Source organism: Salinibaculum rarum (genome assembly GCF_030505615.1).
GTDB classification, from domain to species: domain Archaea; phylum Halobacteriota; class Halobacteria; order Halobacteriales; family Haloarculaceae; genus Salinibaculum; species Salinibaculum rarum.
The window spans coordinates 310,322-325,766 of sequence record NZ_CP129994.1; the positions used below are offsets into that span (position 1 = coordinate 310,322).

Annotated in this window: 13 protein-coding genes; 1 reads left to right on the forward strand and 12 read right to left on the reverse strand. The window is 49.8% G+C overall.

Going from position 1 to position 15,445, the window contains the following annotated elements:
- Positions 1–49: 49 nt before the first annotated feature.
- Together QYL91_RS17000 and QYL91_RS17005 are read right to left on the reverse strand one after the other, a co-directional pair.
- A complete protein-coding gene (locus QYL91_RS17000; RefSeq protein ID WP_302083048.1) occupies positions 50–787 on the reverse strand; it encodes a queuosine precursor transporter in 738 nt (245 codons plus the stop codon).
- Positions 788–864: 77 nt separating this feature from the next.
- Positions 865–1,740: an AccI family restriction endonuclease gene (locus QYL91_RS17005; RefSeq protein ID WP_302083050.1), complete on the reverse strand. Its 876-nt coding sequence runs from the start codon at positions 1,738–1,740 to the stop codon at positions 865–867.
- A 141-nt stretch (positions 1,741–1,881) separates the two neighbouring features.
- Between QYL91_RS17005 and QYL91_RS17010 the strand changes: the two genes are divergently transcribed.
- Positions 1,882–3,021 (forward strand): hypothetical protein, encoded by a 1,140-nt coding sequence (locus QYL91_RS17010; protein WP_302083053.1) that lies wholly within the window; start codon positions 1,882–1,884, stop codon positions 3,019–3,021.
- 104 nt (positions 3,022–3,125) lie between these two features.
- On the opposite strand, the gene QYL91_RS17015 is transcribed toward QYL91_RS17010, so the two are convergent.
- From QYL91_RS17015 to QYL91_RS17060, 10 genes are all read right to left on the reverse strand, one after another.
- Positions 3,126–5,312 (reverse strand): N-6 DNA methylase, encoded by a 2,187-nt coding sequence (locus QYL91_RS17015; RefSeq protein WP_302083055.1) that lies wholly within the window; start codon positions 5,310–5,312, stop codon positions 3,126–3,128.
- 174 nt (positions 5,313–5,486) lie between these two features.
- Positions 5,487–5,861, reverse strand: a complete 375-nt coding sequence (locus QYL91_RS17020) for a helix-turn-helix domain-containing protein (RefSeq protein ID WP_302083058.1) — start codon at positions 5,859–5,861, stop codon at positions 5,487–5,489.
- A gap of 102 nt (positions 5,862–5,963) precedes the next feature.
- A complete protein-coding gene (locus QYL91_RS17025; RefSeq protein WP_302083060.1) occupies positions 5,964–6,722 on the reverse strand; it encodes a DNA polymerase sliding clamp in 759 nt (252 codons plus the stop codon).
- A gap of 807 nt (positions 6,723–7,529) precedes the next feature.
- On the reverse strand, positions 7,530–8,225 hold the full coding sequence (locus QYL91_RS17030) for a cytidylate kinase family protein (RefSeq protein WP_302083062.1): 696 nt from the start codon (positions 8,223–8,225) through the stop codon (positions 7,530–7,532).
- A gap of 28 nt (positions 8,226–8,253) precedes the next feature.
- Positions 8,254–9,093 carry a hypothetical protein gene (locus tag QYL91_RS17035; RefSeq protein WP_302083064.1) on the reverse strand — a complete coding sequence of 280 codons (840 nt, stop codon included), beginning with the start codon at positions 9,091–9,093 and terminating at the stop codon, positions 8,254–8,256.
- Positions 9,094–9,125: 32 nt separating this feature from the next.
- Positions 9,126–10,376 carry a PD-(D/E)XK nuclease family protein gene (locus QYL91_RS17040; protein ID WP_302083066.1) on the reverse strand — a complete coding sequence of 417 codons (1,251 nt, stop codon included), beginning with the start codon at positions 10,374–10,376 and terminating at the stop codon, positions 9,126–9,128.
- A 376-nt stretch (positions 10,377–10,752) separates the two neighbouring features.
- Positions 10,753–11,367, reverse strand: a complete 615-nt coding sequence (locus tag QYL91_RS17045) for a hypothetical protein (protein WP_302083069.1) — start codon at positions 11,365–11,367, stop codon at positions 10,753–10,755.
- A 173-nt stretch (positions 11,368–11,540) separates the two neighbouring features.
- Entirely contained in the window at positions 11,541–13,220 is a 1,680-nt protein-coding gene (locus QYL91_RS17050) for a globin-coupled sensor protein (RefSeq protein ID WP_302083071.1), read from the reverse strand.
- A 163-nt stretch (positions 13,221–13,383) separates the two neighbouring features.
- Entirely contained in the window at positions 13,384–14,007 is a 624-nt protein-coding gene (locus QYL91_RS17055) for a transcription initiation factor IIB family protein (protein WP_302083074.1), read from the reverse strand.
- A gap of 104 nt (positions 14,008–14,111) precedes the next feature.
- Positions 14,112–15,221, reverse strand: coding sequence for a hypothetical protein (locus QYL91_RS17060; protein ID WP_302083076.1), 1,110 nt, complete (start codon positions 15,219–15,221; stop codon positions 14,112–14,114).
- Between the last annotated feature and the right edge of the window lie 224 nt (positions 15,222–15,445).

The following is a 15,445-nucleotide window of genomic DNA, read 5'->3' on the forward strand; positions in this document are numbered from 1 at the left end:
GATTAGGTGTGGTTGTCGTTGCGTTTCGTATTAGGAGAGGCGGTATTTATTAGCGTTGGGGAGTTGATGTGTCAGCTGCGGGTCGCTGATCATGTCTTTCGAGAAGGGCGATTGTGCCGTAGACAAATGGTGTGTCAAGAATGGCAACACCGACTTTTAGGATATATTGTCCTACGAGTAACTGGGCGAGCACTGCGGCTGGGAGGACAACCCCAGACTGAAGAAATTGCGGAGCCAGCCAGAATCCTACGACAACAAAGATCACTGTGTCAATTGCTTGACTTACTGCTGTGGATCCGATATTTCGAAGCCAAAGGTGTTTGCCAGACGTTTGGTCGCGGATTGCATGGAAGAGGTAGACGTCAGTGTTTTGGCTTACAATATATGCGATGAGCGATGCGGCAACGATGTTTGTAGACGCCGCGAGGACGTTTTCGAACATTGCAGGGTCAATGCTGCTGCGGGCGGCTGGTGCAGTGATAGTTGTCCAGACGAGGGCTAAGAGGACTACGTTCATCACGAATCCTACGTTGACGATGTATTGTGCGGCGCGTCGCCCGTACAGTTCACTGTAACAATCTGTAGCAAAGTAGGTTAGAGCATATGCGACAGCTGCCCCTGGGAGAATAAGGGCGTTCCCTGTGATTGGGAGAGAAAAAGGGAGTGTGAATTGAAGAATTTTTGCGGCAGTGAGCTGTGCAGTTACCAGCGCTGTGACGAATAGCGCGATGAGCGATACCTGACCGAGTGTTGGCGTTGGTGCCGATGAGGGGTTTATTCGTGTCATGGAAGAGTGTGGTTTGGTAGTCCTGGGCCTGAAGCCCTGGCGCGCTTCATGAACCTTGTCTGTGGCGCGCCAGGGACCTACTTTGAGTCTGGATCTTCACACCACGCTGCAAGTCTTTTTGTTGCTTCATCGTTGAATTTTCCGCCATTGAATCGTGGTTCGGAATCACTGGTAGGAGTTGATGCGTCGAGTTTCCCATTTTTGTTCCAAGTGTAGGTGCACTGTTTGGCGCCGTCTTTAGTGTCGCAGATGACTTCTGGGGGTGTTTTGAAGTCGCCGAATTTGGTTGCTGGAGGGAAATCATCAACTGCGATTTGAATACCAGATTTGTTAGGTAGATTGGGGATAGAATCGTGTGTGATTCCATAGGGAGCTGTGCAGGAGGCTGATTTTGCGGCAGATTCGTGTTGTTGGTATGCTTTGAAGGGGATTATATATCCGCAGTCGTAGAAGAGTTGACAGACGCGAAGTGGAACGGTGTAAGCGTTACACCAGTTGGTGAGTCGTGGGAGGTCTTCGTCTTTCACGTATGCAGATAGAGAGCTCTCAAATTCTCGTTTGGATGTGTTGAAGATGCTGGCCTCTGCTTCGATCGCCATGACAGCGTAATTTGGGAGGTTGAGGCTGTCAATGGTTTTCAGGTATGGCTTACGGGCGTCTGGACTAAGAGAATTGTACTGATGGAAGATAGAGGTGAGTTCAGTAGGGAGTTCAGCAAATGTCTTCGTATGAAAGACGAGAATGTCAGGTCGTTTGAGTTCGTCAACGCGTGGTTCTTTGACGTTATCGAGTCCTTGTTCGGTGTAGAGGGCGTCGTTACGGGAGATTCCGTATTGGATTGGGATGAGGTCTGGATGTTGGTTGATGCTTTCGATGAGTCGGTTTTCTGCCCATTCTCCTTTTTCGAATTTCACTTTGAAGTCTTGGCCTCGGGGCTTTTTCCCGATAGACATGACTGGTTATTTGTTATTCTTTCATTTGACACTGATAAAAGATAGGGTGTTGCAGCGATGAAACCGGTCAAAGAAATTTTTTGTCGTGTTGATGTGGTTGGAAGGATTTAAGATGTTGGTGCGGGAAATTGAGATTGGATCATGAAGCAAAAACTTCTGGCGCTTCTCCTTGTCGGAGTCCTAATAACTACTGCCGGATGCAGTGGGCTCACTGGGACTGACACGACTGCGCCAAATGAAGACACTGCAATGGGGGTAGAAGACTCTGACCCGTCTACAGAGACCGTTACCGGAGACAATCTCCCAGCAGGTGTCACTACGAATGGCATTCAAAATAGTACAAAACTCATTGATACTCACATCGAGCAACTCAATGGCACCGCTTACCGGTCAAAAATCGCGGTGAACAGTGGTTATAGTGAACTAGACAACAGTAGTTCAACAACGTCTTCAGGTGCTGAACAGGTGAATATCGTTGAGGTTATTGAACCAAGTGAAGATCAGCACCGGATCGATATAACGGGCATAGACAAGAACGGTGTGCGGCGCACGAGTAGTATCTGGAAAAATGGGAAGTACCTCAACATGGATCGGTCTGACGCCCCTCAAGGTGCTAACTATACGCGCACTCACGGTATGGGGACTGCGAACTTCATAACTAGCGTTGGGAAGTTCACTGCCTACGCCTATCTTAATTCCTCCATGCAACAACTCAATTACAGTGTTGCAGGGATGACGACGGTTAATGGGCAGGACGTTGTGGAGCTCACCGCAACGCAAGAGACTCAACTTGATGGTGAATCAGCTAAAGTTGAGTCAACGATGCATATTACGCCGGATGGTGTGATTTTGGGTTCTACTGTTACAACCCCGACAAAAGACAGTCCTCTTGCAGAGTATGAAGTCACGGATTATGGCTCAGCAACTGCTGAGAAACCAGAATGGATGCAGAACATTCCAGCCGTCACGGCTGATTTCAGTGAAAATAATAAACTGATCACACTCACTCATAATGGCGGGGCACCTGTCGCTGACGGCACTAGCATTAGTGTTCGTCAAGGGGTGAGTCTGTCTGGGGCGACAACACTCTCACAGCTAGACAGTGGCGAAAAAGCATATCTCTATTATGCAAATTCCACTGATTCAGACAGTCAACAGCTTCAAGTCAGCACTACGAAACCGTCTGACCTGTCGAATGCAGTTAGCCTTGATGATGGGAAAGTCAACATTGTATTGAACGGAGATGTCAGCATCCAGCTGACGTATAACCTCGAAAATTGAGGTTGTAGTCCACTACTTAGTTTTCTTAGTGCACGTGGCGTCGTTGAGTTAGGAAGCCCTGCCCTTAAGGAATCCGCTAACGTGGGTGAGTAGGGGAGGGGAGTTCACTGAGAAATGATTTTGGATAGTGTTGTGCGGATTTCTTGGCGTATCGCGGTTTCTTCGTGGTCATCTGATCGTGCTGCTTCACAAAGGTCATCGAATTCAGAGGCTAGTGTTTTCACTATCTCAGAAGGGAGTTTCCGTGGGTCTATGACGGGGAGTTTATCAAGGTCACCAGGTTCTACTTTATCCATTCCAGAACTTAGTGTTCGCCCGTTTTGTTTCACGATCTGGATAGCGAAGTCACTGTTTAGATAAGCTAACAGCGCTTCTAATTCTGTCTCTGAGAGTTCGATATCGAGATATAGAGAATGGAGATTGTTGAGATTACGCGCTCCCATCTTATTGTGAATGAACCGGCCTTGTCCACGAGTCATGCTTGTGTATAGAATCGGAGCTGGGTCGCGCCGATTAATCCGGTACCATGGATTCCGGTTAGACGCTAAGTGTGTTTCATGAGGTGGATTCTCTTGTCGCATTCCTGCTTTCAGATATTCTATAACGTCTGGGTGAGAGAAATTGGTTTTCTCAGTGGTGTTTTGAGAGTCTACATATGACGTTAGTTGGTTTTGCGATGTCGCTTCATCTCGAATATCTTCAGCGAAGTATGTTGGATCCCAGCGTAACTCATCAAGATAGTATAGTAACCAGACTTCTTTATCAGCATCACGTTGTGCTTCCCAATCGGACCTCCGGTAATCGTAATGTGGAATGAGTTGTGCCTGCCGAATTACCGGTGCGAGAACTGATTCATCAATGGTCCACGAATGGTGTTTGGTTTCTCCGCATCGGTCGCTTTCGCTAAGACAGAAAAACGAATTTTGGCCCGTAGCAATCCCACGTGAAACACGCCCAAGTTCATTGAAGGGTACGAGTAGGTCAGTGTCCCATTCAATTGCGCCACCGTTGAATAGGATGTCCCAGTCGTTTTCAGCGGTTAGTTCTTCTTGATCGATAGTCGTTATATCTCCCCAGTTTGGGTTTACGTTAGTGTCGTTGTTAACCGCATCACGAAGGGTTTCAGCACCGGGGTACTCAGTGACATCAACAAAGCTTACTGGTGACTTTCCAGAGCCATCACAACGTGTTGCAACAGTCACTAGTGACGTAGTTCGGGCATCATCGAAGTATGACATTTCGCTTTGATCAAACCAGAGAAATCCGTCGATCGCGTAATGATTAAGCAAGAAGCGTTTCCACGCTTCCCCGTAATCTGTTGTTAGGAGATCAGCTGGTGTGAGGAACACTGCGGTTCCGCCAGGTTCGAGAAATTGCGTGGCATGCACTGTGAAATACACAGACAGTGGAGACAACATCGATAAATCGACGTTAGCCTCGGTAGATATCTGCTCATTGAGGTCTGATTTCCGGGCTTCAGTGAGTTCATGATGCCGTGTGTATGGTGGATTTGAAATGACAACGTCAGTGTCCGGTGTGAGTGCAGGTGTCACTCCAAAGAAATCGTCACAAATGAGACTGGGGTCCCCCTTTAGATTGCTCAGTGCAAAAGCAGTGCCGCCCATGAGTAGACTTAATGGATCGGTGTCGATACCGTGGATGTCGCTTAGCGTTGTTTTGTTCCCATATTGGTCTTTTTCCTGCGCAGTAGCGTATGCAAGTGCTCCAGCACCAAGCCCAGGCGCTAATACAGATTCTGTACCGTCCTCAATACCGAGCGATGCCATTGTTTCCGCGATAACGGGAGGAGTTCGAAATTGCCCGAGTCGCCATCGTTCTTGATGTCCGACTAATTCCTCATAAACACCTCCAATGGTATCACTCGGGTTAGTTGCCGAAGTGAAGATGCTGGTTATTTTGGAAAGTGCTGTGAAAGTTGTACTATCGGCAGATACGGCAAGTTCATCTAAGAGAAACCAATCTGGGAATCCATGTTCGACTGCGGCGTGTTCTGTAACCAGAGCCCTATATTTTTCTGGCGTGAGATTTGCAGAATTCACGGCGTGCGCTGCTTCAAGATAGGTAAACCGAAGACAAACAGTGAATGCTGCTTGCCGGGCAATGATAGTTTTCTCTTCTCCGTTTCGGGAGAGCCCGTGCGTTTCAATCCAGTCATTCACTGGGTCATTGTTGGGCACGCTGGCTGCCGTGATATTGTCAGCTGCTGCCTTGATTGCATTCACGGCTGATAAGCGGTCGTCAGTAGATGTGTTAGAGTGAGGTTGAGTCATGTGTAAACCGTGAAAAACGACTGCTTAGCGGGCGTTGCACCATCTATCTTTTCATATGTCCGTCGACGCCTTAATGCCGGTGGTTTGAGATGGGGAGTGTTCGGGTACTGTGGTCTGAGTGCGCGGGCGAATGCCAGATGCGTGCGCGTGCACTCTATTAGCGAGACGCGCACGCTACTTCTGTGAAGAGTGTGTTCCGTTGATCTGGTGTTTATCGTGTTGAATTGCTTGTTGTCCTAGTGTTGTGATCCGGTAGTCCTTTGCATCATTGTCAGCTGGCGTTGGGATCTGCTCAATGAGATTTGTTTCAACCAATGGCGTTATTACTTCGGTGAAATTATTTGATGTGCAGTCAGCAGCGGCCATCAGTTGCGATTTTGGGAGTTCTCCATATTCAGCAAGGAGGTAGACGATCGCGTATCGAGTAGTGTCGCCGAGAGCAGATTTTCGTGCAGTGTGACTTTCAAGTGTATCGAATGATTTACCGAGCAAGTTGTTTTCTACATATGCCACTGGATCTTTCGGGAGTTGTGCCTCGTCACTCGTCATAGTCGTTTTAATGGGTGCGTGAAAGAAGAACGCTTGGGCTTCGCAGTTTAGGTCTGTCCCAGTGCTGATCGAGATGGAAGCAAAAAGAAAGAGAGATGGCGATTAGTCGCTCTGAACGCGTGGTGCGAGCATGTATTGCGTGTCTACGTGCCCATCTGCGAGACTGAAGAACATCTTGACCGGGAATTCTTCTCCGAGCTGCATCGTGACTTCGGCATCGTCTGGCATTGCCTTCTTCATGTCGTTGAGATAGTCCACAGCAAACACGCTGTGTGCAGCACCAGACGAGATGTCGATCAGTCCTTCATCACGGTCATTCAGTGAGAGATCCCAATCGTCAGTGTCGCCTTCGGCTCGCATATACAACTCGCGGTCGTCTTTGTTGACTCCGAAAGTCATGTGGTCCGAGAGCATATTCGCAGCGTTGATACCCTGAGTGAGCCAGTCGGCCTCGAGGACTGCTTCGGCAGGCAGGTCGAGCTCTGGGAGGTCAGGTTCATCACGAATACTCTCTGGGTCAATGAGCGCGAGTTTGAATTCCATTGCACCGCCGCTGAGACTGAGTTTCCGCGTCTCATCATCGAGAGCGAGTGTAAGCATCACTTCATCCATCGGCTGATTCGAGATGCTTTTGACCTGATCCATCAGTTGATTCAGGTTCACGCCAATGGTACTCCCGTTAGCGTCGTATTTTTCGAATGCGCGCACCCCGATATCGAGATCGACCATCCCAACGTTGGCGGGGTCAACTGCACGGATTTCGATGCCGTCGTCGGTGAGATGCATCTTGCATTCATCGACGAGGGTGCTCACAGGTGTCAGTGCATCTAGGAACGTATCGGGGTCAATCCGGGCTTGCATGTTTGGGGAAGCCTCCACCCGGCCTGCTACGGCTTCCCCAAACGCTTTTTTGCGTCCTGTCGAGGACGCACTGGTGTTCTAAGTGCTGAATCGCGCCGCATCGAAGCGGCGCGGCAACGTTTTGTTGCATACTTAGTTCAGTTGTGGGAGGAGGTTATGAAAAGTGTTTGATTTGATGAAAAGAAAAAGCGGAGTGAAAGTACGAAAAGTGGTCCGGACGAAGAAGTGTTGTGACGGTTGCCGAAACGTGGTGTTTCGACTGCTTGCGGGATTTGGACTCTGAGAGCCTCACAGCATTGGACCAGAGTGCTGTGTCTGGGCTCGGTGCGAGTACCGCAAGCACCGCGAGCGGTACAGCCTGAAGGCTTCAGGTTCGCGTGCAGTCACAACGCGCGCGGCTCTTCCTCAGGGGTGAACTCAGGTCGTGGCTACCTGCCACGCGGCGGGCGTGACTTGCCACGGTGAGCAATACCCGAGGAACGCACCAAGAACATCTTTGCGTCGTGCAACCGAGTTTGGTCGCATTGAGCAGAGATGTCCCAGGAGAACCCATAGATGGGTCTGGACGCGTTCCCACCCGCGTCCAAGGAGTGAACGGAGTGTCCTAGTGTTTGGTTTTCTTTGTTCGAATGAGTGTTTCACCTCCAGGTGTTGCAGTAGAGGAGTGATGCCCACACCGGAGTGTTGGGTGTGGGCTAGATCCGACGCGTGTCGTCGCACGGGGACCGGGGCGAAACGACCGCGTCAGCGTCACTGCACGTACCTATTGTGCGTGACGCTGACTGCGCCGTTGCGGTGTTGTGATGTTCACTCTACGATTGTTGCATCGTTGAGAGTGGTATCTTTGATTGGGTCCCGAGAACTAACTTGGCCTTCGTCTGTGTCTGCGTTGTGCTGGTTAATTCCTGTTGTGACCATCTCAAAGATGGTGTCTGGCGACCAGCGAGCCGTGTTTATGACGAGATCATAGATAGATGAGTCGTTGATATTGATACCATAGAAGTTGTCGTACCGTGCTGCTTCGTCATTTTCGCGGGTGCGGAGCTCATCAAGGGTCTCCGTTTTACGATTTGTGCGGTCAGTTTGGATGCGGTTAGCGCGGACCTCTATGGGTGCATCGCACCACAGCCGGAAGTTAGCATGATCACTTGCAAGCCACCCAGCGAGTCGGCTTTCAACAAGTAGCCCGTTGGCGTCACGTAGTTGGTTTTGCGCATTAAGAGCGGCGCTTGGATGTTCGGTTTCTTCAGGTGTTGTTCCAGCAGCCGTTTGGATCATTGCGTATAATCGTTCGTCAATTTCTCGATCCAGCTTCGGGTTCTTGTTGACGTGTTTCCCGAATTCTTGTTCAGACATATTTTGTTCCGCAGCCATTGAACGGAATATGTCACCACCAGTGACGCGGAATAAGTCGTAGTGCGCTTCGAGTCGTTTAGCGAGTGTGGTTGTCCCACTTCCGGGTGGGCCGGAAAGAGTGAGGATGAATGGTTGTGTTTCAGGCATAGTTGTGTTTGAAGGGAGTATTGTTGAGTCAGATGTGGTCGCAGACGCGATACCGGAGTCCTTCGAAGTAGGTCCCAGTTCGACTGTCAGCCGCGTAGTTGATCCCATCGTGTTTATCGAATATTCGATACACGTATGCGATGTCTTGAGGGAGTAGTAATTGGGTGAACGATACAACGATTTGGTACTGTTGTTCAACGACGTCGTGATTCCGTGATCGGACGGTTACTGAGATGGACTCACCATATTCCGTGCGAAGGTCATCATGAATGCGTTCAGCACGGCTTTTTAGGCGTTTTTTCACGGTATCTGCGTTTGCATCGCGTTTGTCGTAGACGCGTGGCCATCCGTCTACCATACACAACGAAAGGAGACTTCGTCGTTGGTCCGCTTCGAATGCGACGAATTCAGATTGACTATCAAGAACGAACTCGTTTGTTGGCCAATTTGGTGTTCGAAGCAGATTCGTGATGAGGAGTGGTTGATCAGCGGAATCATCCGCGTTGTGTTCGGCCGCAATCTCTTCAAGGCCGTCAATAACATCATCCTCTTCGACAGTGATGCGAATATGCCCAGACTCACCAGCAAGTTTTAGGACGCCACCAGCAGATCGGGTTGGCGATGACACCGCCCATGGGCGACCCCGTGTTGTGATGCGTGTTTCTTCTGCACTATCTTCGAGAGTTGTATTTGAGAGTGTTCCTACGGGAATAACTCGTGTTGTCTTCTGAAGATTGACCGCAGCACGCTCGTTACGAATCTCCCACTTTGTGCCTGTCGGATTGTGTTTTGGTGTGGTTGTTGTTGGGAGTGTGATGGTGTCGTCATCTCTTGTTTGAGGTGAGGTAGTGTGCTCAGGTGGCATCATGGAGTTATGTACTGAAGAAGTACACTTGTCGGTTAGTATCCGGCTTCTTCCGGAGATGGTCCTCGCAGCGTTTCACCGCATGCGGAGCATGATGGAATGGTATCGAAGTCCCCATCCCAATTATTTGCATCGAATGGTTTCGTGTTCTCGCATGATGAACAGTGCCAGTTATGGACATCACGTTTCGGGATTTCTCCGTACGTTTTGACGACGCGGTCAGGGACGTTGACGCCGTTGAGTAGCCATGGATACTGCGTTGCAACTGTTGGAGTGAGCTGCACATCGTCATGTGCCTGGAGATGGTCGATGACTGCTTCTTCGTCGTATTGTTTCAGGGGAATGAAGCCTTTCACAGGTTGTTCATCGAATCCGTCTTTTACGAGGTCAGCAATCGTATCGTCGAAATGGTAGTCCATATCGCCAATCCACGTCCCCCAGTCTTCGTCTGCATTGAGCCCGATATTGGAAGCACGTCCGTTCTCACCACCCTCTATCTTCGTTGGATACGGACCGGGCTTGTAGTTCCCACACCGTTTCGAGAATGGGCAATACCCGCACATGTATTGCTGGTCGTCGTTCACTGCTGGCGGGAGTGTGTCCATGAGTTGGTATCGCGTTTCTTCTTCGGCGTGCTCGAGGACCTCGTTTTCCCAGAAATCAACGTCGAAGTCAACGAAGAACAGCTCGACATCGAATGATTCCCGCCCAGCGTACACGATGCACATTGCAGGAGGTTCCTCAAGGTTGAACTTTTTCTGCATGCCGCGGGCGTAAGCGTGCATTTGCGCCTTGTGCTTGGTTTTTGGCCCATCGCGCTTCACGAAATGCAGACTCCCAGTGGTTTTGCATTCCGTGATGAGGAATGGTTTCCCGCGTTTGTCAATGAGGACAGGGTCACTGCTTCCAGTGATTCGGATGTCACCTTCCTCAAAGTCTATGTGCAGTGGGTTTTTCACGAATTCGTTTGGCCCGATGATGTTCTGCATGAGGAACGTTTCCCACATTTCCTCGAAATGGTGTCCGAATTCGAACGTCCCGTATGGGGCAGGATCTTCTTCAGGTGCACCACGGTCTTGGTAATAGTTCATCCGGTGGCAGTTTAGGAGGCTGCTCGGAGAGTGAGTTTTACCGTCTTGTTTGGTCGTGGGGTCGTTCCGATTCGCGTAGCCGTCGTCGAGATTCCGTTGTTGCTCACGACTGTACTGCCAGTCAAGGAAGCGCTGGGCAGAGAGTCGCTCGGTGAGGTTGTCACCGATGGAATCAGTTACTGTGTTGTTAGTCATAGCTGAACGAGTGGTTCTGTCGGTGTTGGAGTCGTTATCGTTGGTACTGCTCATAGTTGGGAAAAGGTTTGGTGGGGTGAGATTAGAAGTTGCACTCGGTGCAGATGAACATGCCTTCGCCGTTATCGTACACATGCGTCGTGCGTTCACGGCACCTCATGCAGCGTTTTGTTTTCTCTTTACGCTTCGGCGGATTACGGCGTCGACGGTGAGTTCCTGTTCCGAACATAGGTTTGAGTAATGGGGTAATTCAGTTCACCTGGGCACGCCTTCTGGGGCGCGATTCACTCCGGCTTCATAGTCGCGCCCCAGCCACCGGTAGCGGTAGGTGATGAAAAGATGAGAAAAAGTCTCGTCTTTCAGTGCGGAGAGATCGTCAATGCGCGTCTTGTTCGGTGATGTCGCCGGGATACTCGTCCTGGAGCCATTCCCAGAGCGCATCAATGATGATGCCGTCGTGGATGGGATTCAACACGGTAAGTTGGCGGACATGCATCTCATTAAAATCATCGAGTCCGAGAGCGGTGATGGAACTGTTAAGGTTGTCACTGTTGTCACCGATCCATGTGAAGAACTTGTTCACGACAGTGGAAGGGTTAGTGGTTGGCATATCGCTCACGGCGGTCATCTCATCAAGAACACCATAGATGATGATCACGTCTTCAATGTCTTCAGTGAGGTCACTGAGGCGCTGTTCAGCGTCGATTCGGACAGTGTTGTAGGCGATTTCGTGAATGATGTTCCCAGCGGCTTGGTCGAGAGTGAGTTCTTGGTGTGGGTTGAATTCAGGGGTGTCAGCAAGCCGGGCGAGTGTCGTGGCGTCGTAGGTGGCGAAGTAGTCGTCCCAGTGCTGGGTGAGCGCAGTGGGAACGTCCGTTTGGATATCGGTGACGTCAGGCACGGTGTGGTCGTTGATGTACGGTTCGATGAGGTGGTCGGTGAGGAACTGGTCACGTGTGTCGTGGTATTCATCAAGAGGTGTTTCGGACATGTGTGAAGAATGATTTCGTGTTGGTTGGGTTGCTGCGCGGCCAAGGAGTACGGTGGCGCCGCACTCACCTATCTTTGTGTGCGGCGCCGCCAAGCTGAAGAGGAAAACGCAGGATCGTACCAAGTTGAGGTGGCTGCTCCGGGGTTTTGGTTCCGAGCGGGTGAGTTCACCGACTAGAGTGCGTCTGAACGGTCAAGATCGCCTTGTGCAATTTTTTGGAGTTTGTCGTCTGAGAGTTGCTCAACAACGAAGTCTGGGATTTCATCAGGGAGGTCTTCTTGGGGTGGTGAATTGAGTTGTCCTCCATCGGTTGCGGCGGTTTGTGAGGTCATTTTATTCACTGCATTTTCGACTTCTGAAACCATTGTTGCTTGTTTCTGATTAGCCGCAGCCAAGTTATCGACTTCTTCAGCAGCTTGTTCCGCTTGATCGACGACGTCGTCAATCATTGCAGCGATTTCTTCAGTGCTTGTTGCCTGGTCGTCAGTTGCGGCTGATACCTCGCTGATTCCGTTAGCAGCATTTGACACGGCCTCGACTATGTCCGTCAGGCTGTTCATGGCGTCTTGCACCTGGTTAATCCCCTGCTCAACCTGCTGAGTCATCTCAGTAAGACTGTCCACTGTTTCATCAGTACTGTTTTTCACAGTTTCTACCTGCTGTTCAACGTCATTCGCGTAACCTTGTGATTCTTCAGCAAGACTTTTGACCTCTTCTGCAACGACAGCAAACCCATCACCACTCGCACCAGCACGCGCGGCTTCGATTTGAGCATTCAAAGCCAGCATGTTTGTTTGATCAGCGATCTCATTGATGGCATCAGCAAATTCGTCGATTGCTTGGACGTCTTCTTGTAAGTCGCGTATATCTGCACGAGTGGTTTCAGCTGCGTCGTCAATCTCACTCATCGTTTCAAGAGCGTTATCTGCGGCTTCTTTCCCGTTTTCAGCGAGTTCTTCAGCATGAGTGCTTGTGGTCTCTACCTGATCGGCTGTCGCAGCGATCTCTTCGACAGTTGCAGAGAGGTTTGATGTCTCAGATGAGATTTCGTGCATTTGATCAGCCTGTGTTTTGACTGTTTCAGAGATTTCTGAAGCGCTAGAAGCAACATCGTCAGACGTGTTTTTCAGGTCTTTAACCGGGGTTTCAATGTCTTCCTGCACTTCTGCCATCAGTTGTTCATTCCGGTTGATCTCGTCTTCGAGTTGTTGGCTGTAGGAGTGAATGTACGTGTCCGTAACGACTTGAATGTCGAGATTAATGATGCGGAGTAATGCTAGGAGGTCTTGGATCGCGTCGTTGACTTCTTCATTGATGATGGCTTCAATTTCGCCGCCGGTAATATTCTGGGTGCTATCATCAGTGAGTCGCTGCGTGAGGGTGTCAGTGAGTTGGTCACCGATCAGTGGGAGGATGAGGTCGTAGTAGACTGCATATTGCCCGAGATAGTGTTTCATCGGCATGTCGATGAGGTCGTGGAGTTTTCCGATGCGTGCGCGATCTCGGAAGTAGTCTGGCCCGTAATTTCCAGATGCGAGAGTGATTAGGTAGGCAGATTGGGTACGCTTGAGTTGGTCTACGTTTTTCTCCGACCGGCCGATCACGTCCATTGTCTGGTCGTGGTCTGTGAGGTTCTCGTAGAAGTCGTCAGCAATCTGAGTGGCGTTTGCTTCAAAGACGTTGTCGTATTGTTGGAGACGACGCGCGTCTTCTTGGTCAAATCCGATGAAGTCTTTTCGCCATTGAATCTCGGCTTGGTCAAGGCCGATTTCTTTGAGGAGTTCGTCTGCGTTTACTTGATTGTTTAATCCACCATTCCCAAATGCGGCTCTCGGATTCGGAGATGTCGGCATAGTCTAGTTTCTGTGCTTGTCGTATAAAAACAAAAGCCCCGGAGAACATCACTTGAGAATTCGCAATGTTAACTGCTCCGGGTCAAGCCCCGGGGCATTCGCCTCGACCACCTGTAAATTTGGAGTAGGAACGGGGAGAACGAGAGAGGATTTTTCGAGGTGGTTAAGCTGATTCGGCAGAAAAGTCAGAGGCTTCGAGTTGTGTGCGGTAGTTTTTGCGGATCGTTGGTTCACTCACGTCGCTGATTGCGGCAAGGTCGGGTTGTTTGATGTTCTCGCCAGTGAGGCGTGCTGCGGCGTAAAGAGCGCCAGCTGCGACACCGCTTGGGGATCGACCGTTGTCGAGATCTTGATCTTGAGCCAGCATGAGGAGGTCGAAAGCCTTGTTCACGGTTTCTTGTGAGGGGTCGAATTCTTCGATATAGCGTTCAAGGAAGGTCATAGCGTCGAAGGTGCTGATTTCGATGCCGAGTTCAGCGTGGAATTTTCGAGAGACGGAGAGAATATCGTTTTCTTGGATATCGACGACGCTCCCTATCTCTTTGACGGTGCGAGGAACGTCGGTTTCGCGGCAGGCGATAAGGGTGCAGGCTGCGATTGCTGTTTCGTAGCCGCGTTTGTCAATGAGGCTGTTGTTAACACCGTCGATGAGAATGCTGCGAGCTCTGGCAACGGTTTTAGGAGGGAGGTTGAGGTTGTCTTCCATGTTTTCGAAGATGGTTTCGACGCGATTGACGATTCGAGGGTCGTCAAAAGCGCTCGGCCGGTTTTGGGAATCATCTACCATATCGAATAAGTATAGCTTGAAGTATTTAAATATTCGTCATATGGGAACCGACAATTATTATCCCAACGCTTGAGATATCCGCGTGAATGCGGGGAGGGAGTCAATTAGTCCGAGGAGGACAGAGGGTTCAGGAATAGTCGGGTCACGTCAGAGTCTATGACCACACCCGCTGGCGAATCCTTGATATTCAGTAGGTTTGCAGTGTTCTCTGGCAGAGTTTCCGACGTGTGCGCAGTTACACCACCATCTGTTTTCTCGAGGTACACGTAGACTGTGTCACCAGAGGTGAGTTCTCCAATGTTAATCGGTTTAGCCCCGTAGTCTGCACTTTGAACGGTGTAGTTTGCGGTTGTAGGAATGGTGGCACCACCATTATGATTGATTACGAGGACAGTGTTGTTCTCAGTGAGTGACGTAGAGATATCAGGGGTGTTTTTCGTCCAGTCCGGTTCCGTTAGTGATGTATTTTCTGTCGTGAGATCGTATGAGATGGTGAACGATTGAGAGTCATACTCTCCAGTGAATTTGAAGTGTTTCACTTGGCCAGCCGGTGTAGCATAGATCGTTGCTGAGCCTGAAGTAATGTCAGTTTCCGTGCTTGCGGGAGAGCTTGCACTCAGATTAACAACACGATCACCGTTGTAAGTGGTCATCTCAACTGGCTTGAAGTCCATCATATAGACCATTTGCTTGAAATGCGTTGAGATGACTGTGTTACTGAACTCAGCAGTTGAAGACATATCTGCTTTGGTGGTGTACTCAGAGTATTGCGTGTTGTTTCGTGTGTATCGTGCAGTGGCAACTGAGTCTTGATTCCTCCAGAATTTACTCCCAAGGAATTGTTCCTCGGCCATAGAGTGTCGCATAATGCTACGGAGTTTTTCGCCGTCTCTCGTTAGGGTTAGTTGCGTGACGAGAGGAACGTTGTACTTCAGTCCCGGTTTCAATAGTTGTCCATCAACGGAGAGTTCATATTGATAATTTTTTGTCGATTCGAGTGACGCAAATGATGTCTGAATGAGTTCCGATCCATTCACTGAATCCGCAGTGACACCAGGTGGAAGCTCCGAATCAGAGACAGTATCTACCGGTGTAGTTGACGTATTATCTGGTGTACTGGTTCCACTGGCACCGCCACCAGAAAGACCAGCACAGCCAGCTGACAATACAATAAGCCCAACGCTAAACAGGGCGAACAGCTGTCTTCGTGACATGCACATCTGCATTTTGGCGGCACACTTTTAAACCTTCGGGAACGGAGATTTTCAGTGATTTCTTTCCCCAAGAGTGAAACTAGGTTCACCATTTGCACTAGTTACTTCCATATTCTGTGAAATTCGTGAGCAGAGAATATGATTTCCCGTGAAATCAGACGTTTGGTAGTGGTACTGGAGAAAGAGCTCCTCTTACAGGTCAAGAAAAGTGATCAACGACGAGA